Annotated in this window: 19 protein-coding genes; 14 read left to right on the forward strand and 5 right to left on the reverse strand. The window is 71.4% G+C overall.

Going from position 1 to position 23,025, the window contains the following annotated elements; genetic code table 11:
• Window positions 1-184 precede the first annotated feature (184 nt).
• From R3E88_04450 to R3E88_04495, 10 genes are all read left to right on the forward strand, one after another.
• Window positions 185-754 carry an outer membrane lipoprotein carrier protein LolA gene (locus tag R3E88_04450; protein MEZ4215707.1) on the forward strand — a complete coding sequence of 190 codons (570 nt, stop codon included), beginning with the start codon at window positions 185-187 and terminating at the stop codon, window positions 752-754.
• A 616-nt stretch (window positions 755-1,370) separates the two neighbouring features.
• Complete coding sequence (gene arc, locus R3E88_04455; GenBank protein MEZ4215708.1) at window positions 1,371-3,212, forward strand: proteasome ATPase; 1,842 nt, start codon at window positions 1,371-1,373, stop codon at window positions 3,210-3,212.
• A 117-nt stretch (window positions 3,213-3,329) separates the two neighbouring features.
• Entirely contained in the window at window positions 3,330-4,814 is a 1,485-nt protein-coding gene (gene dop / locus R3E88_04460; GenBank protein MEZ4215709.1) for a depupylase/deamidase Dop, read from the forward strand.
• 95 nt (window positions 4,815-4,909) lie between these two features.
• A complete protein-coding gene (locus R3E88_04465) occupies window positions 4,910-5,125 on the forward strand; it encodes a ubiquitin-like protein Pup (protein ID MEZ4215710.1) in 216 nt (71 codons plus the stop codon).
• Between the two features lie 113 nt (window positions 5,126-5,238).
• On the forward strand, window positions 5,239-6,024 hold the full coding sequence (prcB, locus tag R3E88_04470) for a proteasome subunit beta (protein ID MEZ4215711.1): 786 nt from the start codon (window positions 5,239-5,241) through the stop codon (window positions 6,022-6,024).
• Entirely contained in the window at window positions 6,024-6,722 is a 699-nt protein-coding gene (gene prcA / locus R3E88_04475; protein MEZ4215712.1) for a proteasome subunit alpha, read from the forward strand. The genes prcB and prcA overlap by 1 nt, the downstream gene beginning before the upstream one ends.
• A gap of 47 nt (window positions 6,723-6,769) precedes the next feature.
• Window positions 6,770-8,176: a proteasome accessory factor PafA2 family protein gene (locus R3E88_04480; GenBank protein ID MEZ4215713.1), complete on the forward strand. Its 1,407-nt coding sequence runs from the start codon at window positions 6,770-6,772 to the stop codon at window positions 8,174-8,176.
• Window positions 8,177-8,332: 156 nt separating this feature from the next.
• A complete protein-coding gene (locus R3E88_04485; protein ID MEZ4215714.1) occupies window positions 8,333-9,523 on the forward strand; it encodes a hypothetical protein in 1,191 nt (396 codons plus the stop codon).
• A 76-nt stretch (window positions 9,524-9,599) separates the two neighbouring features.
• On the forward strand, window positions 9,600-10,070 hold the full coding sequence (locus tag R3E88_04490; protein MEZ4215715.1) for a hypothetical protein: 471 nt from the start codon (window positions 9,600-9,602) through the stop codon (window positions 10,068-10,070).
• A 174-nt stretch (window positions 10,071-10,244) separates the two neighbouring features.
• Window positions 10,245-11,282, forward strand: a complete 1,038-nt coding sequence (locus R3E88_04495; GenBank protein ID MEZ4215716.1) for a rod shape-determining protein — start codon at window positions 10,245-10,247, stop codon at window positions 11,280-11,282.
• 47 nt (window positions 11,283-11,329) lie between these two features.
• Here the strand turns inward: R3E88_04495 and R3E88_04500 are convergent, their stop codons facing one another.
• The gene (locus R3E88_04500) at window positions 11,330-12,277 is read right to left on the reverse strand and encodes a Rieske 2Fe-2S domain-containing protein (GenBank protein ID MEZ4215717.1); all 948 of its coding nucleotides are present in this window, start codon (window positions 12,275-12,277) and stop codon (window positions 11,330-11,332) included.
• A gap of 302 nt (window positions 12,278-12,579) precedes the next feature.
• Here R3E88_04500 and R3E88_04505 point away from each other — a divergent pair, with 302 nt between their 5' ends.
• On the forward strand, window positions 12,580-16,047 hold the full coding sequence (locus tag R3E88_04505) for a pyruvate carboxylase (protein MEZ4215718.1): 3,468 nt from the start codon (window positions 12,580-12,582) through the stop codon (window positions 16,045-16,047).
• 22 nt (window positions 16,048-16,069) lie between these two features.
• On the opposite strand, the gene R3E88_04510 is transcribed toward R3E88_04505, so the two are convergent.
• The 4 genes from R3E88_04510 to R3E88_04525 all read right to left on the reverse strand — a co-directional run bounded on the left by R3E88_04510 (window position 16,070) and on the right by R3E88_04525 (window position 19,874).
• Window positions 16,070-16,675 (reverse strand): SCP2 sterol-binding domain-containing protein, encoded by a 606-nt coding sequence (locus tag R3E88_04510; protein ID MEZ4215719.1) that lies wholly within the window; start codon window positions 16,673-16,675, stop codon window positions 16,070-16,072.
• Window positions 16,672-17,664: an endolytic transglycosylase MltG gene (gene mltG / locus R3E88_04515; protein MEZ4215720.1), complete on the reverse strand. Its 993-nt coding sequence runs from the start codon at window positions 17,662-17,664 to the stop codon at window positions 16,672-16,674. The genes R3E88_04510 and mltG overlap by 4 nt, the downstream gene beginning before the upstream one ends.
• Window positions 17,665-17,693: 29 nt before the next feature.
• Window positions 17,694-18,143, reverse strand: a complete 450-nt coding sequence (gene ruvX, locus R3E88_04520; GenBank protein MEZ4215721.1) for a Holliday junction resolvase RuvX — start codon at window positions 18,141-18,143, stop codon at window positions 17,694-17,696.
• Window positions 18,144-18,260: 117 nt separating this feature from the next.
• Window positions 18,261-19,874 (reverse strand): HEAT repeat domain-containing protein, encoded by a 1,614-nt coding sequence (locus R3E88_04525; protein ID MEZ4215722.1) that lies wholly within the window; start codon window positions 19,872-19,874, stop codon window positions 18,261-18,263.
• Window positions 19,875-20,431: 557 nt separating this feature from the next.
• Here R3E88_04525 and R3E88_04530 point away from each other — a divergent pair.
• From R3E88_04530 to thpR, 3 genes are read left to right on the forward strand one after another with little or no spacing between them, the layout of a single operon-like run.
• Window positions 20,432-21,004: a phosphatidylglycerophosphatase A gene (locus tag R3E88_04530; GenBank protein ID MEZ4215723.1), complete on the forward strand. Its 573-nt coding sequence runs from the start codon at window positions 20,432-20,434 to the stop codon at window positions 21,002-21,004.
• A complete protein-coding gene (locus tag R3E88_04535; protein ID MEZ4215724.1) occupies window positions 21,001-22,335 on the forward strand; it encodes a competence/damage-inducible protein A in 1,335 nt (444 codons plus the stop codon). The genes R3E88_04530 and R3E88_04535 overlap by 4 nt, the downstream gene beginning before the upstream one ends.
• Window positions 22,328-22,930, forward strand: a complete 603-nt coding sequence (gene thpR / locus R3E88_04540) for an RNA 2',3'-cyclic phosphodiesterase (GenBank protein ID MEZ4215725.1) — start codon at window positions 22,328-22,330, stop codon at window positions 22,928-22,930. Before R3E88_04535 ends, thpR begins: the two co-directional genes overlap by 8 nt.
• Window positions 22,931-23,025 lie beyond the last annotated feature (95 nt).

Here is a 23,025-nt window from a genome sequence, read left to right on the forward strand (position 1 = left end):
GCCGTCGCTGCGCGCCGTGTCCGCCGGACCCCGAGACAGTGCCACCCGCTCTCGACGCGTCGCCTCGATCGCGAGCCTCGCGTTCGCGGCGGCGTTCGCGACCGCGTCGCACGCGAACGGAGACGAAGCCCGCCCGCCGGCGCCGCAGCCGCTCGAGGAGTGCGCGCGCCAGACCGCGGCGCGCGTGCAGTCGTTCTACGAATCCGTCCGCGACATCGACGCGCGCTTCGCGCAGTCGACGCAGTCGGTGGCGCTCGGTACCGGGGCCGCAGCAGGCGAGAGCACGTCGACCGGGCGCGTCGTCGTCGCGAAGCCGGGGAGGATGCGCTGGGAGTACGAGTCACCGCGTCCGAACCTCGTCGTCAGCGACGGGTCGACGCTGTGGATCTACGATCCGCAGACGCGCGAGGCACAGCACTTCGCGGTCGCCTCGGGGTACCTCACCGGCGCCGCGCTCTCGTTCCTGCTCGGAGAGGGGAGCCTCGACGACGAATTCCGCGTCGATGCCCTGCGGTGTACGGCGGAGCTCGCCGAGCTCGACCTCCACCCGCGCACGGATGCGGGCTACGAGCGTCTCGGCCTCGTGGTCGCGCGCTCGACGGGAGAGGTTCGCGAGACGCGCGTGGTCGACCTCTTCGGGAACGTCACGACGGTCCGGTTCCGCGACGTCCGCATCAACGCGTCACCGCCGGCCTCCACCTTCGACTTCTCCCCGCCCGAGGACGCGAAGGTGTTCGATCTCACCGGGAGCTGAGCCCGAGGCGGCTGCGATGCGGCTCGCGATGACGCGTGCGGCGGCTCGCGCGGCGGCATCTCAGATCGCGTGTCGAAGTGCCAAATTGCGGTCGCGGCTGCCGCTTCGCGGTGGCCCGGGACGGCGACGTGGGCTTCCGGGCGGGCGGAGTCGAGCGTCGTAGCCCTGACTCGTGGCGTCAGGGCGGCGACCACGGCGGCGCGGCTCGCGCCTCGCTCGCGGAATCCTCTGACAAAACAACGATTTATCGAGGTGCCCGCCGTCGCGGCTCGGTTGACAGGCCCCCTTCGCCAGCTACGCTCCGCTGCCACCAAACTGCTTGAATTCCAAGGCGTTGGAGGCTTTCGATCGCTCGTCTCGGCTTCCTCTCGCTCGCGACTGCGACGTCTCCGGCGCTTCGAGCCGCGCGAGGGGGCGTGTGGCTCTCCATCGCTCTCCGACCGCGCCCCCACGGCTCTGCGAACCCCCTGCCGCGAAAGCGATTTCACCCCCGCGGACGCTGGCCGGGAACGCAGCTCGGCATCGCTTGGTCGAACAAGGCACGAGCTTTGCAGCTCAGCGGCGCGCAGAGCACTCCGGTGATGATTCCGGAATGCTTGTTGGGGGGAGAGGCACGATGAGCAGGGACAACGAGTCGGGTTCGGGCCGCGGTGGAAACGTGTTCCGGGACGTGATCCGACGGATCTCGCCGTCGGCCCCGCGTCCCGGCGATCCCGAGATCGAACCCGAATCCCCGAGCGCAGCGCCGACCGACGACGTCGAGCAGCTCCAGGACGCGATCCGCTTCTTCGGCAGCGATTCGACCGAGTTCCGCCACCGCCTCGATCGACTCCTCGCCGACTTCGAGACCCTCCGCCGCCGCTACGACACGGTGCGCGAGCGGCACGAGCACGCCGAGCGGCAGAACGAGAAGCTCGTCGCGATGCTGCAGGAGGCGAAGCAGCAGATCGAGCTCCTCAAGGAGGAGGTCGACAAGCTCTGCGCGCCGCCGAACACGTACGGCGTCTTCACGCGCGCGAACAAGGACGGCACGGCGGAGATCCTCTCGGAGGGCCGCGCGATGCGCGTCAACGTGCACCCGAACATCGACCCGTTCGTCCTCGAGGAAGGGCAGCTCGTCGTCCTGAACGAGGCGTTCAACGTCATCGAGCCCGCCGGCTACACGCAGCGCGGCGAGATCTGTGCGGTCGTCGACGTCGTGTCGGAGAACCGCGTCGTCGTGCTGGGGCACACGGACGACGAGCGCGTCGTGACGCTGGCGGAGCCGCTCCGGCGCGAGCGCATCAAGGTCGGCGACAACCTGCTCGTCGACCCCCGCACCCAGTACGCGTTCGAGCGGATGCCGAAGTCCGCGGTCGAGGAGGTCGTGCTCGAGGAGGTCCCGAATGTGACCTACGAGCAGATCGGCGGCCTCGGCGAGCAGATCCAGATCCTGCGCGACTCGGTCGAGCTGCCGTACCTGTACTCGGAGGTCTTCGCCGAGCACGAGCTCAAGCCGCCGAAGGGCATCCTGCTCTACGGCCCGCCCGGCTGCGGCAAGACGCTCATCGCCAAGGCCGTCGCGAACGCGCTCAGCAAGCGGATCGAGGAGAAGACGGGCAAGGCGACGCCCGCCTACTTCCTCAACGTGAAGGGGCCGGAGCTCCTGAACAAGTACGTCGGAGAGACGGAGCACAAGATCCGCGAGGTCTTCAAGAAGGCGCGCGAGAAGGCGAGCGAGGACGTCCCCGTCGTGATCTTCTTCGACGAGATGGATTCGCTCTTCCGCATGCGCGGCTCGGGCATCAGCTCGGACATGGAGGCCACGGTCGTCGCGCAGTTCCTGTCGGAGATCGACGGCGTCGAGGCCCTCGAGAACGTGATCGTGGTCGGTGCGTCGAACCGCCAGGATCTCATCGACCCCGCCGTGCTGCGGCCGGGCCGCCTCGACCTCAAGGTGAAGGTGCACCGCCCGGACGCGAAGGCGGCGGGCGAGATCTTCTCGAAGTACCTGACCGCGAACCTGCCCCTCCATACGAACGTGATCGAGAAGTACGGCAGCGCCGAGAAGGCGTGCGAGGCGATCATCGCCGACGTGATCGAGAACATGTACTCGACCGGAGACGAGAACAAGTTCCTCGAGGTCACCTACGCGAAGGGCGAACGCGAGATCTTCTACTTCAAGGACTTCGCGAGCGGCGCGATGATCGAGAACATCGTCGCGCGCGCGAAGCGCAAGGCCGTGAAGCGCCAGATCGACACGCAGGAGCGCGGGATCCGCGCCGAGGACCTGATCGAGTCCGTCCGCGAGGAGTTCAAGGAGAACGAGGATCTCCCGAACACCACGAACCCCGACGACTGGGCGCGGATCTCCGGTCGCAAGGGCGAGCGCATCATCAACGTGCGCACGCTGATGACGGGCATCAGCCGACGCGAGCAGACGATCGAGGACGTCCCCGGACAGGGGCAGTACCTCTAGCCGCGAGCGCGCCGTCGCAGCCTCCTCGACGAAGGGGGCCGCGGCGGCGCGCTACGCTCGCGCGCCGCGCGCCGTTCGGGCCGTCCAGCCGGTGGCCGCAGCTCACGGGGAGGCCTCATGGCCATTCCGAAGGTGATGGGAACGGAGATCGAGTACGGGATCATCGTCAAGAACGATCCCGACTTCGACCCCATCTCGAGCTGCGTCCTGCTCGTGAACGCGTACCGCGAGGACCCGGCCGGCGAGATCCTGTGGGACTACGACCAGGAGAACCCGCTCGCCGACGCGCGCGGTTTCCAGGTCGACGGCGAGAAGTACACGCCCAACCAGCAGGAGAACATCGCGCGCAACAAGACGCTGATCAACGGCGCGCGCTACTACGTCGACCACGCGCATCCCGAGTACTCGTGCCCCGAGGTGACCAACGCCCGCGACCTCGTCGTCCACGAGAAGGCGGGCGAGCGCATCGTCGAGATCTCGCGCCGCGAGGCGACCTCGATGCTTCCGGCCGGCGCGACGATGCTCCTCCACAAGAACAACAGCGATCGCAAGGGCAACTCGTACGGTTCGCACGAGAACTACCTGATGGACCGTCGCACGTCCTTCAAGCAGATCGTCGAGCACCTGATGCCGTTCTTCGTGACGCGTCAGGTCTTCACGGGCGCCGGCAAGGTGGGCAGCGAGAACCGCGGGCAGCCGTGCGACTACCAGCTCAGTCAGCGCGCGGACTTCTTCGAGACCGAGGTCGCGCTCGACACGATGGTGAAGCGACCCATCATCAACACGCGCGACGAGCCCCACGCCGACCGCGAGAAGTACCGGCGGCTGCACGTGATCGTGGGCGACTCGAACATGAGCGAGTACACGATCTACCTGCGCAACGGCGTCACGGCGCTGATCCTGTCGATGATCGAGGACGGTGCGCTCACGAAGAGCCTCGCGCTGCGCGACCCCGTTCGTGCCATCAAGGAGATCTCGCACGACGCGACCTGCCGGCTCGCGGTTCCGCTCGAGAGCGGACGAAGGCTGACCGCCGTGCAGATCCAGGCCGAGTACGTCGAGATGGCGCTCGCCTACGCGGCGACCCACGACGTCGACGAGGTCACGCAGGACGTGCTCGAGAAGTGGCAGCGCGTCGTCGACGCACTGGCCCGCGACCCGATGGAGCTCTCCTCGCAGATCGACTGGGTCGTCAAGAAGCAGCTGATCGAGAGCTACATGTCGCGCAAGGGCTACGACTGGGAGGATCCCCAGGTGCGCATGCTCGACCTCCAGTATCACGACACCCGTCCGGACAAGGGGCTGTACGCGATGCTCGAGCGACAGGGGCGCGTCGAGCGCATCTGCACCGACGAGGAGATCACCGAAGCGATCCGGAAGCCGCCCGAGGACACCCGCGCCTACTTCCGCGGCGAGTGCCTGCGCCGCTACCCGGGCGAGGTCTTCGGCGTGAACTGGGACTCGATCTCGTTCGGCGTCGACGACGAGCCGATCAAGCGCGTCATGATGGCCGAGCCGCTCAAGGGAACGCGGCGGCTCGTGGAGGATCTTCTCGACGGCTCGGCCAACGCGGGCGAGCTCGTCCGGAACCTGCGGGCCTGAGCCGGGAACGCTCGGCGACGGACCCGGCCCGAAGGAGGAACGACATGCGGATCATCCGAGAGCAGGGCGGCCGTGATGCGGCTGCGGGTCTGCCGATCTACGGCGCGGCCGACTCGACGCAGAAGCAGAAGTCCGGTGGGGGTGGTGAGGGTTCGTCCGACGCCAAGAGCGGGGAAGGCGCGAAGAAGCTCGCCAAGAAGGGCGAAGAGCTCAAGGAAGAGATGGACGAGCTCCTCGACGAGATCGACAACGTGCTCGAGGAGAACGCGGAGGAGTTCGTGAAGAACTACGTCCAGCGCGGCGGCCAGTAGCGAGCGGAACGGACGCCGCACTTCGACGAGCGCGAGATCACGGCCCGCATGGCGGGCCGGGCACCGGGCGCCGCGCGGAACCATGCGCGGGGCGTCCACACCGGGGGGGAAGGGTGCTCTTCAAGGGCAACTATCAGGGCTCGAGCTTCGCGGAGCTCCTGCAGATCGACCATCCGCAGCTGCTGCCGAGGTTCTCCGCGCCGGGCGAGGGCCGGATCGAAGTGCCGCACGGCACGACGGTGCTGGCGTTCAAGTTCGCCGACGGCGTGCTCGTGGCCGGCGACCGGCTCGCGACCGAGGGGCACCGCGTCGCGTCGCGCGACGTGCAGAAGGTCTTCGAGACCGACCAGCACTCGCTCGTCGCGATTTCGGGCGCTGCGGGGCCGTGCATCGAGATGGCGCGCCTGCTCGGCGTCGAGCTCGAGCACTACGAGAAGATCGAGGGCGAGGCGCTCGAGCTCGACGGCAAGGCGAACCGCCTCTCGACCATGATCCGGCAGAACCTGCCCGCGGCCATGCAGGGGCTCGTCGTCGTGCCGCTCTTCGCGGGCTACGACGTGCGGCGGCGCACGGGACGTCTGTGGAAGTTCGACATCACGGGAGGCCGCTACGAGGAGATGGACTTCGAGGCCACGGGGTCCGGCGGTCTCTTCGCGCGCGACTCACTCAAGCACAACTGGACACCGTCGCTCGGGCGCGACGACGCGGTCCGCGTCGCGGTGACAGCGCTCTCGGACGCCGCCGACGAGGATCGCGCCACGGGCGGCATCGACCTCCAGCGCGGGATCTACTCGATCGTCAAGATCGCAACCCGGGCGGGGATCGAGACCGTTCCCGAGGCCGAGCTCGACCGCGTGTTCCGCGAGCTCCTCGCGGCGCGGTCCGGAGGTGCGCGCTGATGTCGATGCCGTTCTACGTCTCTCCCGAGCAGGTCATGGCCGACAAGGCCGAGTACGCTCGCAAGGGAATCGCGCGCGGCAAGTCCATCGTGGCGGTCGAGTACGACGGCGGCCTGCTCCTGATCGCCGAGAACGCGACGGGGCTCAACAAGATCGGCGAGATCTACGACCGCATCGCTTTCGCCGGCGTCGGCAAGTTCAGCGAATTCGATCAGCTCCGGAAGGTCGGCGTCCGCTTCGCGGATACGAAGGGCTACGCCTACTCGCGCGACGACGTGCGCGGGCGCGGGCTCGCGAATGCCTACTCGCAGGTGATGGGCGAAGCCTTCACGCGCGACCTCAAGCCGCTCGAGGTCGAGATCATCATCGCGGAGGTCGGGGACCCTCGCCTCGCGGGTCACGAGGAGAGCTCGATCTACAAGGTGATGTACGACGGCTTCATCAGTGACCACACGGGGTGGTGCGTCATCGGAGGCAACGTCGAGGACGTCGAGAGCGTGCTCCGGACCGACTACCGGCCCGGGCTCTCCCTTGGGGGCGCCGTGCAGCTCGGTCGCAAGTCGCTCGAACGCGGGTCGGCCGGAACCGCTGGGCTGTCGGAGTCGAAGCTCGAGGTCTGCGTGTTGGACACGGGGCTGCCGAACCGCAAGTTCCGTCGCCTGTCCACCGATGAAGTCCGAGGTATGTTGGAAGCCTAGCCGGGGCGGGGGACGCAGCGCCTCGCGGTTCGAACACGAGTGAGCCGGTGCAGAAACGGATCTACGGCCTCGAGACCGAGTACGGAATCATCTTCACGCCGGAAGGGCGCAAGACGCTCCCCGTCGAGAAGGCGATCCGGTTCCTGTTCGAGAAGCTGATCACCACCGAGCACTTCCTCAACGTCTTCCTCGAGAACGGCGCGCGCTTCTACCAGGACACGGGTTGCCACCCCGAGTACGCCACGCCCGAGTGCATCTCGCCGCGCCAGCTCATCATCTACGACAAGGCCGGCGAGCGGATCCTCGAGGATCTCCAGGCCTACGCCGACGAGAAGATCCGCGAGGAGCGCATCCCCGGGAAGCTCTCGATCTTCAAGAACAACACGGACTTCGTCGGGAACAGCTACGGCTGCCACGAGAACTACCTCGTCGACCGCGACGTCGACTTCTACTACCTCGCCGAGCAGCTGATTCCGTTCCTCGTCACGCGGCAGATCTACACCGGCGCCGGCAAGGTCTTCCAGACGCAGGACGGCGTGCACTACTGCGTGAGCCAGCGCGCGCAGCACATCTACCAGAAGATCTCGGGCACCACGACGAACGATCGCTCGATCATCAACACGCGCGACGAGCCCCACGCGGACCGCGAGCGCTACCGCCGCCTGCACGTGATCGTCGGCGACAGCAACATGAGCGAGTACACGAACTTCCTGAAGGTGGGAGCGTGCTCGGTCGTGCTGCAGATGATCGAGGACAACTACATCAACAAGGACTTCACCCTCCGCAACCCGGTGAAGGCCATCAAGGACATCACGTACGACGTCACGTGCAAGCGTCGCCTGCGGCTCGACAACGGCCGCGAATACTCGCCGATCGAGATCCAGCGCGAGTACTGCGAGCTCGCGCAGAAGTACGTCGAGCAGTATCCGACCAGCGACGAGCACAAGCTCGCAGTCGCGATGTGGCAGGAGACGCTCGACGGGCTCGACAGCGATCCCGACAAGCTCGACCGCAAGATCGACTGGGTGATCAAGCGCAAGCTGATCCAGAACTGGATCGACAAGCACGGCGCGTCGTGGAGCGACCCGCGCGTGTTCATGCTCGACCTGCAGTACCACGACATCCGGCTCAACCGCGGGCTCTACTATCTCCTCGAGCGCCGCGGCGCGGTCGATCGCTGCTTCAGCGACGACGAGATCATCAAGGCGAAGACCGAGCCGCCGCCGGACACGCGCGCGAAGATGCGCGGCGAGTTCATCAAGCTCGCGCGCCAGAACTCGATCCAGTACGACCTCGACTGGTCGAACATCCGGCTCGGCAACCTCCTGAACGTCCGCGTGATCTGCAACAACCCGTTCGAGACGGATACCGAGAAGGTCGCCGAGCTCGTGCGCACGATCCAGAAGACGAACCTGCGCAAGACGTCGCTCAGCAAGCTCGTCATCCAGTCGTAGGGCGAACCGCGCGCCGGCGAACCGCGGCGTCGGTTCGTCTGCGCTGCAATCGCGTCGCTGACGCGAGCCAGTGCCTGGCGACGACCCCATTCACGCGGTCCGCCGACTTCGGGTAGGGTGTGCGCGCTCCGGAACCACCCGGCTCGAGGCCCCCTCATGCGAACGCGCTCGCTCGTTCTCGGCTCCGCTCTCACCGTTGCGCTCGCCGCCGCACTCCACGGCGGCGCCCAGACCGACGTCGATGCTGGTCGGGCGTCGGAGGCCACCGCGGCCGCCGCCGACGCCGACTCGGCGCCGGACGGGGCGTCGTCCAACGAGACGCCTGCCGCGGACGCTGCAACGGCGGTGATCGACACCGCGGCCGCGGGCGGCGAGAGCGCTGCAGAGGCGACCGAGGAGGAGGAGATCGCGGTCGAGATCCCGCCCCTCGTCGAGGGCCCCGAGCCGCCCCGGCCTCTCTTCTCCGACGCGGACTTCGCGGCGACGCCCGAGGTCGTGCGGGGACGACTCGAAGCGGCGAACGACGCGGTCGCACGGCTCCACGCGGCCGTTCGCGCGACGACCGACGCGGGGGCTCGCACCGCCGCGGCTCGGGCGGCACTCGAGGAGATCCGCGCGGCGCGCCGTGCCCTCGCCTACCACGGTGTGCGATTCGAGGAGCGCGACGGCGAGGTCGTCGGCGTGCTCGACGAGGACGCGCGGGTGGGCGTCGAGTCGTCCGTCGCCTTCGGTGCGGTCATCGCCCGGGCGCAGGCCATCGAGCAGGAGCTCCGCTCGTGCCTCGAGCTCTTCCCGAACACCTGCCACCAGCAGCTGGGCGGCGACCTCCGACAGCTCGGGCGGTTCGATGCCGCGAGCGATCTGAACCTGCCCGACGGCGATGAGCGCATCGCGTCGACACCGACGATGGGGCTCTCGGCGCTCGTGGCCGTGTACCTGCCCGACCCGCCCGTTCCCGCCGAGCCGAAGGTCTCGGACGAGGGGAGCGAGGAAGAGGTCGTCGCGAAGCGCAAGAAGGCTCGCAAGGACTTCGAGCTCGCGATGAAGACCTTCATCGCGACGCGCGCAGCGACCCAGCAGGCGCGCACTCCGCACCACCTCGTGAACTACGCGCTGTCGACGGGCGTGCTCGTCGACACGATCACGGAGAAGCGCGTGCGCATCCTGGACGACGGCGAGAAGGAGGACGTCGAGCCTGCGGCGGCCAAGGAGCTGCGCGACGCCGACGACCCGGTCGACGAGACCCGCGTCGATGCCGTCTGGGCGCTGATCGCGAAGGTCGAGAAGGAGGAGGCCGACTACCGGCGCGAGCTCGCGCGAACGACGGCGCGCGCTGCGACCGAGTAGCCGCTTCGCCCACGCATCGAGCCCGGTCGCGGCGCCACGTGCGGCGCGGCGGCACGCTCGCCGAACGAGGTGTCCCATGCCCCCGACGACGACTCCGCCCGACGCGACCGCCGCGCGCGCCGACCTCCGCCTGGTCGGTGCGAACGCCGAACCGGCGGCACGGGCGCCGACCCCCTCCGAGGGAGAGCGCGAGCGGCCCCGGTCGTCGCGTCTCGCCTGGCTCGCGCTCGCTGCGGCGCTCGTCTTCGCATGGCTCTGGCTGACGCAGCTCGAGCGCTCGAACGCGCTCGAGGCGACGCTCGCCGCTCGCGACCGCGAGCTCGCGGCCGCGCAGGAGCACATCGGGGCCTGGGAGGCGCACGACGCTCGCGTTCGCGGCGGCGTCCGCCAGGTCGCGAGCACGCTCGCGGCGCTCGAGGCCCTGCTGGACGCGGCGCCGGCTCCGCTCGCCGATGCCGCCGACACGAGCACCGATTCCGGGTCGGGCTCCCGGGGCGCGCCGAGCGCCCCGGAAGTCGCCACCGACGCGCCGCCCGACGCCGACTAGCGCCTCCGCGCGCCGCCCGTCCGCATCGCGCCTCGGGATGCGGACATCCCCTTCGCGCGCGCGACATTGCGCTCAACCCCTGCAGGCAGCTTCCGATACGGGCCCAAGGCCCGTCCCGCGGAGGGCGCGCGCGACCGCGTGCGCGGCGGGCTCCACTGCAGGGGACATACATCGATGCTGCTCGACGCCATCGCCGGCTGGTTCTCGCACGACCTGGCCATCGACCTCGGTACCGCGAACACGCTCGTGTACGGCAAGGGTCAGGGTCTCATCTGCTCGGAGCCTTCGGTGGTGGCGGTGACCGAGGACCGGAACGGTCGCGGTCAGAAGGTCCTCGCGGTCGGCCACGCCGCGAAGGAGATGCTCGGTCGCACGCCGGGCTCGATCCAGGCGATCCGCCCGATCAAGGACGGCGTGATCGCGGACTTCGAGATCACCGAGGCGATGCTCCGCTACTTCATCCAGCGCGCGCACAACCGCGCGAAGCTCGTCCGTCCCCGGATCGTGATCTGCGTCCCGCCGTGCATCACGAGCGTCGAGAAGCGCGCCGTGCGCGAGAGCGCACTGTCCGCGGGCGCGCGCGAAGTGTTCCTCATCGAGGAGCCGATGGCGGCGGCGATCGGCGCCGGACTCGACGTGACCGCGCCGACGGGCAACATGGTCGTGGACATCGGCGGCGGTACGACGGACGTCGCCGTCATCTCGCTCTCGGGCATCGTGACGTCGCGCTCCATCCGGACCGGCGGCGACAAGATGGACGAGGCGATCATCAACTACGTCAAGCGCAAGTACAACATGCTGATCGGCGAGCGCACCGCGGAAGAGGTCAAGATGACGATCGGCACCGCGGCCGCGCACACGAAGACCGCGACGATGGAGCTCAAGGGCCGCGACCTCGTCGCAGGGATCCCGAAGGTCGTCGTGACGACCAGCGACGAGATCCGCGAGGCGCTCGTCGAGCCGATCCACGCCATCGTCGAGACCGTGCACCTGACGCTCGAGCGCACGCCGCCCGAGCTCGCGGCCGACATCGTCGACCGCGGGATCATGCTCGTCGGAGGCGGCTCGCTGCTCCGCGACCTCGACCACGTGCTGCGCCAGGAGACGAAGCTCCCGATCCTCCGCAGCGAGGATCCGTACACCGCCGTCGTCCACGGCGCCGGGCAGGCGCTCGACGACCTCACGCTGCTCCGCGAGGTCGCGATCCAGTAGCTGCGATCCGGTCGCGGCCGCTCGACCTCCCGCCGCCCGCCGAACGCTCAGCTCTCCGCGACGTAGAACTGCGACGCCCACTTGCGGAACGTCGCGATCGGCTGCTCGCTCGGCGCGAGCGCCGGGCGCGGCATCGCGAACTTCGACTCCCAGATCGGGATGTCCTGCTGGAACTGGCGCCGCACCTCCTCGGCGAAGCTCTTCCCGACCTTGGCGGAGAGCTCGTCCCCTGCGTGGTAGAACGTGAAGCGCGCGTGGACGTGGTCCGCGTCGATCGCCGTCATCGCCGACACCTGGGTCACGCGGCTCACGAGATCGAAGTGCGTGATTCCGACGCCGGGCCCGAAGCTGTTCGACTCGAGTGCTCCGTCGATCGGCCCGCGCGCCGAGTTGTACTGCTGGCGGCTCGCCACCTTCCGGAACGGGCCGTCGAGCGTGAGCTCGCCGACCTGCCCGATGCGCTCGAGTCCGTGCACGAACTTGAAGTGCGCCATGTCGACCGAGTTCTCCGCGATCTCCTGCCACGCGGTCGCGACCGTGAAGTCGAGCCTGCCGCATTCGACGGCGTCGTCTCCGAGTGCATCCGGCACGTCGAACGTCGGCGCGACCGCCGGGTCGGGGTGATACCAGGCGAGCAGCAGCCGATTGCGCACGACCGTCGGGTAGACGCGCAGCCTCGCGTTCGGGTGGGGCCGGTCTGCGTAGGGAACGCAGGTGTTCGCGCCGTCGGGCCCGAACGACCAGCCGTGGAACGGACACACGAGCTGGCCGTCGCGCACGGTTCCTCCCACGCCGAGGTGCGCGCCGAGATGTGGACAGCGCGCGTCGACGAGCCGGACGTCGTCGCCGTCGCGCCACAGCACGAGCTCCCGCCCGAAGTACGCGAGCCGCGTGACCGGCTCCGAGGGCAGCTCGTCGATGCGCGCGATGCCGAACCAGCCGAACGGAATCGGGTAGGGGAATCGCGAGGAGTGCGTCGACGCGGACGCGGTCATGGTGTGGCCTCCGGGTGGATGGGCCGCGCGCGGCGAGACGCGCGCGACGTCGGGACGCCCCGTCTCGCAGTGGGACGAGGTTCGCGCGAGATGCTAGGAGCGCGCGACGCCCGCGGTCAACGTCGCGTCGCGTCGCGGCGGAGGCATTCGCACCTAACATCTCGGAGGTGGCGCCGGATGGCGAGGCGCGAGCGTACGGCGCGTCCGGCGGTACGGGCGGCGCGCCCCTGCATGCCCCGGCTCGACGCCGCCCCCGTCGACGTGCTACGTCCCGGCGCACGTACAACCTGGGAGTCCGTACCTTGGCCCCGATCGAACGGTTGCTGATCGCCAACCGCGGAGAGATCGCGATCCGCATCCATCGCGCGTGTGCCGATCTCGGCATCCGCTCGATCGCCATCCACTCCCACGAGGACCGCTACTCGCTGCACCGCTTCAAGGCCGACGAGGCCTACCCGCTCGGCGACGCGGGCGAGCCCGTGCGCGCGTACCTCGACGTCGGGCGCATCCTGGGCGTGGCGCGCGAGGCGCGCGCCGACGCCGTCCACCCCGGGTACGGCTTCCTGTCCGAGAACGCGACCTTCGCGGCCGCCGTGCGGCGCGCCGGGCTGCGGTTCGTCGGCCCGACGCCCGAGCTGCTCGAGCAGCTGGGCGACAAGGTGCGCGCGCGCGAGGCGGCCGAGCGCGCAGGGCTGCCGCTGATCCCGGGAAGCCCGCCGGTCGCGACGCTCGAGGAGGCGCGCGCGCAGGCCGAGGCGATCGGCTACCCGCTGATGGTCAAGGCCGCGGGCGGCGGCGGCGGCCGCGGCCTGCGCATCGCGCGCACCCCGCGCGACCTCGAGGTGGCCTTCGGGTCGGCGCGCAGCGAAGCGGGGAGCGCCTTCGGAAACGACGCCGTCTTCCTCGAGCGCCTGCTCGAGCGCCCGAAGCACATCGAGGTGCAGATCCTCGCGGACGAGCACGGCGACGTCGTCCATCTCTGGGAGCGCGACTGCTCGATCCAGCGCCGCCACCAGAAGGTGCTCGAGCTCGCTCCCGCGCCCCATCTCGACCCGGACGTCCGTCGCGCGCTGTGCGAGAGCGCGGTCGCCTTCGCGCGCAGCGTCGGCTACCGCAACGCCGGCACCGTCGAGTTCCTGCTCGAGGGCGACGAGTTCTTCTTCATCGAGATGAACCCGCGCATCCAGGTCGAGCACACCGTCACCGAGGAGGTGACGGGCATCGATCTCGTCGCGTCGCAGATCCGCATCGCGGAGGGCGCGACGCTCGAGGAGCTCGGCATCCGCCAGGACGAGATCGCGACGCGCGGCGTCGCGATCCAGTGCCGGATCACGACCGAGAACCCGCAGAACCGCTTCACGCCCGACTTCGGCCGCATCTCCGGCTATCGCTCGCCCGGCGGCCCCGGCGTTCGTCTCGACGCGGGATCCGCGTTCACCGGCGCGCTGATCACCCCGTACTACGACTCGCTGCTCGTCAAGCTGACGACGCGCGGTCGCAACCTCGAGGACGTGGCGCGCCGCGCGCGGCGCGCGCTCTCGGAGTTCCGCGTGCGCGGCGTCGAGACGAACGTCCAGTTCCTCGAGAACCTGCTGCGCCACCCGAGCTTCCTGGCAGGCGAGTGCACGACGCACTTCATCGACGAGACGCCCGAGCTGCTCGCGACCCGCGAGCGCGGCGACGGCGGCGACGAGCTCGTCCGCTACCTCGCCGACGTCACCGTGAACGGGCGCCCCGGCGTCGATCGGCGAGCCCGCCCGTCGCGCTCGCACGAGCCGTTCGTGCCCGGCTGGGACGCGAGCGTCCCGCCGCCTCCGGGAACGCGCCAGATCCTCGAAGAGCGCGGCGCGGAGGGCTTCGTCGCGTGGATGGCGGCCGAACGGCGGCTGCTCGTCACGGACACCACGTTCCGCGATGCGCACCAGTCGCTCCTCGCGACGCGCATGCGCACGCACGACATGCTCGCCGTGGCGCCGGCGCTCGCGCGCTCGGCCTCCGGGCTCTTCTCGCTCGAGATGTGGGGTGGCGCCACGTTCGACGTCGCGATGCGCTTCCTCGACGAGGATCCGTGGGAACGGCTCGACCGGCTGCGCGAGGCCATCCCCAACATCCTGTTCCAGATGCTGCTGCGCGGCGCGAACGCGGTCGGCTACACGACCTATCCCGACGCCGTGGTCCGCCGGTTCGTCCGCGAGGCGGCGGCGCGCGGCATCGACCTCTTCCGGATCTTCGACTCCCTCAACTGGACCGAGCAGATGCAGGTCGCGATCGACGCCGTGCGCGAGAGCGGGAAGATCGCCGAGGCGGCGATCTGCTACACGGGCGACATCCTCGACCCTTCGCGCGAGCGCTATGCGCTCGACTACTACGTGAAGCTCGCGAAGGATCTCGTCGACCGCGGCGCGCACGTGATCGCGATCAAGGACATGGCGGGGCTGCTCAAGCCCTACGCGGCAGGGCGGCTCGTGCGGGCGCTGAAGGACGAGGTCGGCGTCCCCATCCATCTCCACTCGCACGACACGGCGGGCGTGCAGGCGGCGGCCTATCTGCAGGCCGCCGAGGCGGGCGTCGATGCGGTCGACTGCGCGTTCGGTCCGCTCTCGGGCTCGACGTCGCAGCCCAACCTGCAGAGCGTCGTGGCGATGATGGAGGCGAACGACGAGCGTCGCACCGGCCTCCCGCTCCACGATCTGCTCGCGTTCGACGCGTACTGGGAGGCGACGCGCGAGCTCTACGCCGCGTTCGATCGCGCGCCGCGCACGGGCAGCGCCGAGGTGTACGAGCACGAGATCCCCGGCGGCCAGTACACGAACCTGCGCGCGCAGGCGGTCGCGCTCGGTCTCGGCGACCGCTGGCGCGAGGTGACGCGCATGTACGCGCGCGTCAACGACATGTTCGGCGACATCGTGAAGGTGACGCCGTCGTCGAAGGTCGTCGGCGATCTCGCGCTGTACATGCTGTCGAACGATCTCGAGCCCGAGGCGGTGCTCGAGCGCGGGAGCGACATCTCGTTCCCCGAGAGCGTGATCGGGTTCTTCGAGGGCCGCATCGGCCAGCCCGCGTACGGATTCCCGGAGCGCCTGCAGCAGCTCGTGCTCAAGGGGCGCGCTCCGATCACGGGTCGGCCGGGCGCCGACCTCCCCGACATCGACTGGGACGTCGCGGCGCGCGAGGCGGGCGAGCTGCTCGGGCGCGACCCGTCCGCTTCCGACGTGCTCTCGTACGTGCTCTACCCGCGCGTCTTCCGCGACTTCGCGAAGGCGCGATCGAACGAGGGCGACGTGTCGGCGCTGCCGACGCGCGCCTTCTTCTTCGGCCTCGAGGCGGGCGAGGAGGTGCACGTCCAGCTCGAGCCGGGCAAGGTGAGCGTGATCCGCCTGATCGGGATCGGCGAGCCCAACGAGGAAGGGCGCATCCCGCTCTTCTTCGAGCTCGATGGTCAGCCGCAGCGCGTCAGCGTCCGCAGCGCGAGCCTCGCGAGCACCGTGCAGGAGCACCGCAAGGCCGACCCCGACGACCCGCGTCACGTCGCGGCGCCGCTCACGGGTCTCGTCGCTTCCTACTCGCACGAGGTCGGTGACCGCGTCGCGGCCGGCGAGCGCCTGTGCGTGATCGAGGCGATGAAGATGGAGACGAACGTCTTCGGAACCATCGACGCGAAGCTCGCCGAGATCGTCGTGCCGGCCGGTGAGCGCGTCGAGGCGGGCGACCTGCTCGCGCTGCTCGAGCCGGCGGGCGACGCGACGGAAGCGGGCGCGGCGAAGAGCTGAGACGCGCCCGCGTTCGAGCGCGTCAGTCGTCCGCGAGGATCGCGACCGCGAGCTGCATCGCCTTCTGGACGTCGCCCTCGATGTCGACGCGCCCGGCGAGGAAGGCGCTCTCGGCATCCGTCTCGCCGGCGCGCAGGGCGGCGAAGACGTCGGCGTCGAGTGCGATGCGGCAGTGCGCTTCGTCCGGCGGCGCACCGCTCCCGAAGTGGGTGCGCAGCGCGAACCCGCCCTCGCCGCGCACCGTGAGCCCGACGCAGCCCTCGACCCGCCGCAGCTCGTCGACGCGACGCTTCGTGAGCCGCAGCTCCCGGCCGAGCCCCGCGACCGCGCCCAGGAAGCCGAGCGCCGAATCGCCCGCCGCGCGCTCGAGGGCGCCGAAGCTGTTCCCCTCGTGCACGATCGTGAGGAAGGGCGGCGCCGCGGGCGCGGCGGTCGCGCGCATGCGCCCCGCCTCGATCGCGAGGAAGTACCGCTCGTCGCCGACGCGCGCCTCGATCGCCGCGTCGACCTCGCGCAGACGCGCCCACAGCGACCCCGGCGCGTCGCCGTGCGCGCGCGCGTCGTCGAGCGCGCGATCGACCTGCGCGGGGAGCCGCTCCGTGTAGAAGGCGCGCGCGTCGCCGCTCACCGCCTCCGCCTCCGCTGATACCGGTCGACGGCCCGCGCGTGGTCCGCATAACGAGCGGAGAACTCGTGCGTTCCGTCGCCGCGCGCGACGAAGTAGAGGAAACGCGAATCGGCCGGCGCGACGACCGCTTCGAGCGCGGCGCGCCCCGGGCTCGCGATCGGCCCCGGCGGCAGCCCGGAGATCCGGTACGTGTTGTACGGGTTGCCCGCGTCCTCGAGGTGCACGCGCCGGAGGTTCCCGTCGAAGTCGGGGATGCCGAAGATCACGGTCGGGTCCGTCTCGAGTCGCATGCCCCGCTTCAGCCGGTTCAGGAAGACCGATGCGATCAGCGGTCGCTCGTCGGCCGCGCCCGTCTCCTTCTCGACGATCGAGGCGAGCGTCACGATTTCGTGGCGCGACAGGGCGAGCCCCTGTGCGCGCGGCGCGATCTCGGCCCAGACGCGGAAGAACTGCGCGACGAGGGCGCGCGCGACGTCCGCGGCCGCGACGCCGCGCGGGAAGCGGTACGTCTCGGGGAACAGGTAGCCCTCGAGGTCGTCCGCCTCGATGCCGAGCTCGCGCGCGAGCGCCGGGTCGCGCGCGGCGCGCTCGAAGTCCGCTGCGCTCGCGAGGCCCGCCCCCTCGACGCGCGCGGCGACGTCGGCGATGCGCAGCCCCTCCGGAATCGACACGGGATGGGTGCGGACGCGGCCGCTCGTGAGCTGCGCCAGCACCTCGCCTGCGCTCCACGCGGGCGAGACGTCGAACTCGCCGGCGCGGAGCCGTCCGTCGAGCTCCCGCCACTGCGCGAGCGCGACGAACGCGCGCGCGTCGCGCACGAGGCCCTCGCGCTCGAGCGCGGCTGCGATCTGCGACAGCGTCGCGCCGGTCGCGACCTCGAAGGCGCGCGGCTCGCCGCTCGGATCGACGGGCTCGAGCCGGCGCGCCGCGGCGATCGCCGCCGCGAGCGCCGCGGCCGCGGCGAGCGCGGCGACCGCACCGATCGCCATCGGCCATCGCCGGCGCATCGCACCCTCGCTCATCGGGTCGCGCCCCCGCGCTCGGCCTCGATCCGCAGGCGGTCCAGGAAGGTGCGCAGCAGCAGTGAAGCCGCGACGGCGTCGACGTGTTGGCGTCGCCGCCGACCCTTCTTGCCGACCTGGCCCATCTCGCGGAGCGAGCGCTCGGCCTCGACCGTCGTCCAGCGCTCGTCGACGAGGTCGACGGGCAGCGCCGTCGCGCTCGCGAGCGCCGCCGCGAACCGCTCTGCCTCCTTGGCCTCGGGGCCGCGGCGGCCGGTCATGTGGATCGGGAGCCCGACGACGATGTGCGCGACGCCGTGCTCGCGCACGAGCTCGCCGATGGCGGCCAGGTCACGAGCGTCGCCGCGGCGCTCGAGCACACCGTGGGGCTGGGCGAACGTGGCGTCGGGGTCGGAGAGCGCGAGCCCGATGCGGCGGATGCCGAGGTCGATGCCGAGGACGCGCATGGCGGGGCAGGGTAGCGGCCGGGCGACGCGGTCGAGCACGCGGCCGCGGCGAGGGGCGCGGCGGCGGGATGCGCCGCATCGGCGAGCGCGGGCACGGCGGCGCGACGCCTTCGGCGGCTAGCTCGGGGACGCCGAGTCGACGGGGCTGCGGCGGGCGAGCACCTGGCCCGCGCGCTCCGCGACCTTGGGATCGCGCGCGGCGCGAAGCTCGCGCAGCGCACGCTCCGCAGCCGCGCCTTCGATCGACTCGAGCGCGCTCACCGCGGCGAGCTTGGTCTCGATGCGCGGCCCGCGCTTGTGCCAGGGGCCGGGCGTGGCGACGGCCGCGAGCGCCGGCACCGCGCGGGGGTCGGCGATGTCGGCGAGCGCGCGGATCGCCTCGCGCGCGAGCGAGTCCTCCTTGCGCTTCACCCACCGCTCGAGCGCATCGACGAGCGGTCGCACGGCACGGCGGTGTCCGAGCAGCCCGAGGCAGTGCGCGGAGAGCCGCGCGACCTCGGCGTCGCGGCTCGTCATCGCGTCGACGAAGGCCTGGTGCGATGCGCTCCCGATCGTGACGAGCGCCTTCGCGGCGTCCTTGCGGAGCGCCGGGTCGCCCTCGTGCAGGCACACGACGAGGCTCGGCACGAGCTTCGGGTTCTGGAGCTCGCCGGCGAGCTGCACGGCGATGCGCGCGGCGGCGCCGCGCGCGCGCGCGATCTCGTCGACGAGGGGCGACACGGAGCGCTCGCCGAGCGCGATCACGACCGCGGAGAGCTGCGCGAGGCGGTTCGGGTCGCGCGCGTTGCGCAGGCGCTGGAGGATCGGCGGCACGGCGGCCTCGCCGACCTGCAGCAGCACCTGCGCGGCGCGCACGCCGATCGCGGGCGCGTCGCTGCAGGAGCGCTCGATGATGAAGCCGAGGAGCGGGCCGTCGCAGAGCTCGCGCAGCGCGGACTGCGCCGTCGCGCGGATCTCCTCGCCGTCGGCCTGTGCGCCGCCCGTCGCGTGGCGAGCGAGCACGAGCGCCGCGCGGTACGCCTCGAGCTCGCGCGACGCCGCGCACAGCTCGCTCGCGAGTCGGATCGCGTTGGCGGCGTGATCGGAGTAGGCGTCGAGGTCGGCGGCGCGGGCGAGCAGGCGCAGCACCGCGACGAGCGCGTCCGCCGCCGGATCGCCGGGGGCGTTGATCGGGTCGTCGTCGATGCGCTTCGGCGGCTCGGCCGCGCGCGCGGGCGCCGCCTCGGCGGTGGGGCCGTGAGGCGGGTGTGCCGCGGCGAGGTCCAGCATCGGCGCCGTCGCTTCCTGGCCGAGGTCCGGCAGCACCGTGATGCCCATGCCGTTCCACGCCTCGAACGCGTGCGCGGCGTCGAGCCCGACGGCGTCCGACGTGTTCGAGACCTCGCGCGCGAGCACGACCGCGAGGCCTTCGACGGCGTCGATCGCGAGCTCGGGGTTGAGGAAGAGGCCGGCGATGCCGTGCCGGCGCATCGCGTCGGCGAGCTTCGCGACGGGCGGCGCGTCGAGCACGCCCTCGATGCCGTCGACGCGGAAGCCGTCGGGCTCGACGCAGATGCCGAGCGCGCCCGTCCTCGCGAGCTCGCCGGCCCACGCCGCGTGCGTGCGCTCGAGCAGCTGCGTGCGCGCCGGATCGTCCGGCGCGTAGAAGCCGACGGCGCGCACGAGTCGCCCGAGCTCGAGCAGGCAGCTCGTCAGGCCCGCTGCGTGCGCGGGGGAGTCGCTCGATCCCATCTGGATTCCCCGCGCGAGGTGCGTGTGAGGAGCGCGCCGGGGGCCGTGTGCCCCGGGCGCGCGAAGCCGCGTGCGCCCGGCTCTTCGACCGCCAGCTGCGCACTCTTGACGGGTACTTGCGCGCGAGCCGCGCATCGATGCGGCCGGGCGCCGGTCTCGGGGCGCGAGCTCCGAGAGCGAGGGCGACCCGAACGCCGGCGCGCGTTTTCTTCGTTTTTTCTTCGCCTGCGCATTGCCGCCCCGTGAGGCGTGCCATAGCCTCCGCGCATCGCGTCGCCTCCCCCGACGGCGTGGGTCCCCGCAGCAGAGAGCGCATTCCTCCAGCGCGCAGTTCGCACCTCCCCAGCGCACTTCAGGGCTGGGGTGCTTCGCGTGTGCGGCCCGGCATCGCCGCGCATGCCGTTGCCGCCGGCGCGGCCCTTCGCGGGTAGCCGCGTGGACGTCTCCGGGGAGCCCAGTCGATTCGCACGGAAACCGGTCACGACGATCCCGAGACGCAGGCGGCGCGCGCCGGAAGTGTCCGCTTGGGGCAGGATCGGCCCATCCTCGAAGCCGAGATGGGAACGGAGGTCGCGGAAGGGCGGGGCGGGTCCGCGCTCGCGACGTCGCCCGCCGTGTGGATCGCGACGGTTGCGGGCGTCGGCTTCGCGCCGCTCGCGCCCGGCACGGCCGGCTCGGCCGTCGCCGTCGTCCTCTTCGCCGCGACGGCCCGGCTCGGGCTCACCGCCCACCTCGCGCTGAGCGCGGCGATCGGCATCGCCGGCGTCTGGGCGGCGGGCGCGAGCGAGCGCGCCTTCGGCCGCGCGGACGACGGTCGCATCGTCGTCGACGAGGTCGCCGGACAGCTCGTGGCCCTGACGCCGCTCGTCCTGGCACCGCTCGCGTGGGTGGATGGGCGTTGGCCGGTCGGGCTCGTGACCGCATTCGTCGCGTTCCGGGTGTTCGATATCGCCAAGCCCGGCCCCGTGCGCTGGGCCGAGCGGCGCTTCGCGGGAGGTCTCGGGGTGATGGCGGACGACATCGTGGCCGGCGCGCTCGCAGCACTCGCCGTGGCGGCGACGGGGCTCGCACTCGAGCTCGTGTTCGCCGTGCCGGCGGGGGGTGTGGTCGCGGGCGGGGGGCTGCAGTGAAGGCCGAGGTGCTCACGATCGGCGACGAGCTCCTGCGCGGCGAGATCGTCGACTCGAACAAGTCGTTCCTGTCGGATCGCCTGCTCGCGCTCGACATCCAGACGCACTTCCACAGCTCGGTTCGCGACGACCGCGACGACATGCGCGACGCGTTCCGGCGCGCGATCGGGCGGGCGGACGTCGTGCTCGTGTCGGGCGGCCTCGGGCCGACGCGGGACGATCTCACCACCGAGGTGCTCGCGGAGACGCTCGGCCTCGATCTCGTGCGCGACGACGCGTCGCTCGAGGCGATCCGCGCCTTCTTCGCGAACGTCGGCCGCGAGATGGCGCGCAACAACGAGAAGCAGGCCTGGTTCCCGCGCGGCGCCGACGTGCTGGCGAACCCGATCGGCACCGCGCCGGGCTTCATGGTCGCGGCCGAGGGCGCGCTCGTCTTCTGCATGCCGGGCGTTCCGCGCGAGCTCCACCGCATGATGGACGAGCAGGTGCTGCCGCGGATCGCGGCGCGCCGCAGCGCCGTCGCGGGCGGGCCGTCGATCGTCGTGCGGGCGGCGCTGCTTCGCACGTTCGGCATCGGCGAGTCGTCCCTCGACGCCGAGCTCGCGGACATCGCGAACGAGAGCGACGTCGCGCTCGGCTTCCGCACGGCGTTCCCGGACAACTATCTGCGGCCCCTCGCGCGCGCCGCGACGGTCGCCGAGGCCGAGGAGAAGCTCGCGCATCTGTGCGCGGCGGTCCGCGAGCGGCTCGGTGCGGTCGTCTACGGAGAGGGCGACGACACGCTCGAGGTCGTCGTCGTCCGCGCGCTGCGCGAGCGCGGGCTGACACTCGCGACGGCCGAGAGCTGCACGGGGGGCTCGATCGCCGCGAAGCTGACCGACGTCCCGGGCAGCTCGGCCTGCTTCCGCGGCGGCGTCGTCGCCTACGCGAACGACGCGAAGGTGGCGTTGCTCGGCGTCGATGCGGGCGTGCTCGCGGAGCACGGTGCCGTGTCCGAGCCGGTCGCGCGCGCAATGGCGGAGGGCGCGCGCGCGCGCTTCGGCGCCGATCTCGCACTGGCCACGACGGGCATCTCGGGGCCCGACGGCGGGACGGAGGAGAAGCCCGTCGGCCTCGTCTACATCGCGCTCGCGAGCGAGCGCGGCACGCACTGCGACCGGTTCGTCTTCCCGCTCGACCGCGCGCGCCACCGCCAGCTCACGACGCACACCGCACTCGACTGGGTGCGGCGCTCGCTGCTCGGGGCCGACCTCGTCGGTCCGACGCTGATGCGCCGCGCGGGCGGGGCGAGCGCGCCGTCGGCCGCCGCAAAGGAGCGGCGCGATGGCTGAGGCGAGCGTGCGCGCCTTCTTCGCCGTGGGCCTCGAAGAGCCGCTGCGCGCGGAGGCGCGCGAGGTCGCGGAGCGGCTGCGCGAGCGCGTCCGCGCCGCGCGGCGGCACACGCCGCGCGCGGTCGAGGCGCGATTCGCGAACGAGGAAGGGTGGCACGTCACGCTGCGCTTCCTCGGCGACCTGGCTCTGCCGCAGGTCGGCGAGCTCGCGGCGCGCGCGCGCGAGGCCGTCGCGGCGATCGCTCCGTTCGAAATCCGCCTCGGTCGAGCCATCACGTTTCCGCCGCGCCGCCCGCGCGTCCTCGCGCTCGACGTCGCGCCGCACGAGCCCCTCGAGACGATGGCGATGGCGCTCGATCGCGCGGCGGTCGAGGGCGGGCTCGCGGGCGAGGCGCGCCCGTTCCGCGCGCACGTGACGCTCGCGCGCAGCCGAGGTGCGGGCTTCCGCGAGCGCGACGCCGAGGGCGTCGCCGCGGCCGGTCGCGCGCGCCAGTGGGTGCGCGACGTCGTGCTCTTCGAGAGCGATCTGCGCCCCGACGGCGCCCGTTACACGCCGCTCGAGCGCGTCGCGCTCGGCGAAGGAGGTCACCCCTGAAGCGCGCTCCCGCCCATCGGGCGGGGGGCGCTCGCAGGACGCCGTCCGCGCGACGGCAGCCCGTCCGAAGGACGGCGAACAGAAAGGATGGAGAC

Source organism: Myxococcota bacterium (assembly GCA_041389495.1).
GTDB lineage: Bacteria > Myxococcota_A > UBA9160 > UBA9160 > UBA4427 > JAWKRT01.

What these genes read in the sequence shown, in the direction of transcription:
- dop (MEZ4215709.1), top strand. Translation starts at nt 3,330, where the DNA reads ATGGCCATTCCGAAGGTGATGGGAACGGAGATCGAGTACGGGATCATC.
- R3E88_04525 (MEZ4215722.1), bottom strand. Translation starts at nt 19,874, where the DNA reads ATGGGATCGAGCGACTCCCCCGCGCACGCAGCGGGCCTGACGAGCTGC.
- R3E88_04530 (MEZ4215723.1), top strand. Translation starts at nt 20,432, where the DNA reads ATGGGAACGGAGGTCGCGGAAGGGCGGGGCGGGTCCGCGCTCGCGACG.
- R3E88_04495 (MEZ4215716.1), top strand. Translation starts at nt 10,245, where the DNA reads ATGCTGCTCGACGCCATCGCCGGCTGGTTCTCGCACGACCTGGCCATC.
- arc (MEZ4215708.1), top strand. Translation starts at nt 1,371, where the DNA reads ATGAGCAGGGACAACGAGTCGGGTTCGGGCCGCGGTGGAAACGTGTTC.
- thpR (MEZ4215725.1), top strand. Translation starts at nt 22,328, where the DNA reads ATGGCTGAGGCGAGCGTGCGCGCCTTCTTCGCCGTGGGCCTCGAAGAG.
- ruvX (MEZ4215721.1), bottom strand. Translation starts at nt 18,143, where the DNA reads ATGCGCGTCCTCGGCATCGACCTCGGCATCCGCCGCATCGGGCTCGCG.
- R3E88_04485 (MEZ4215714.1), top strand. Translation starts at nt 8,333, where the DNA reads ATGCGAACGCGCTCGCTCGTTCTCGGCTCCGCTCTCACCGTTGCGCTC.
- R3E88_04500 (MEZ4215717.1), bottom strand. Translation starts at nt 12,277, where the DNA reads ATGACCGCGTCCGCGTCGACGCACTCCTCGCGATTCCCCTACCCGATT.
- R3E88_04490 (MEZ4215715.1), top strand. Translation starts at nt 9,600, where the DNA reads ATGCCCCCGACGACGACTCCGCCCGACGCGACCGCCGCGCGCGCCGAC.
- mltG (MEZ4215720.1), bottom strand. Translation starts at nt 17,664, where the DNA reads ATGGCGATCGGTGCGGTCGCCGCGCTCGCCGCGGCCGCGGCGCTCGCG.
- prcA (MEZ4215712.1), top strand. Translation starts at nt 6,024, where the DNA reads ATGTCGATGCCGTTCTACGTCTCTCCCGAGCAGGTCATGGCCGACAAG.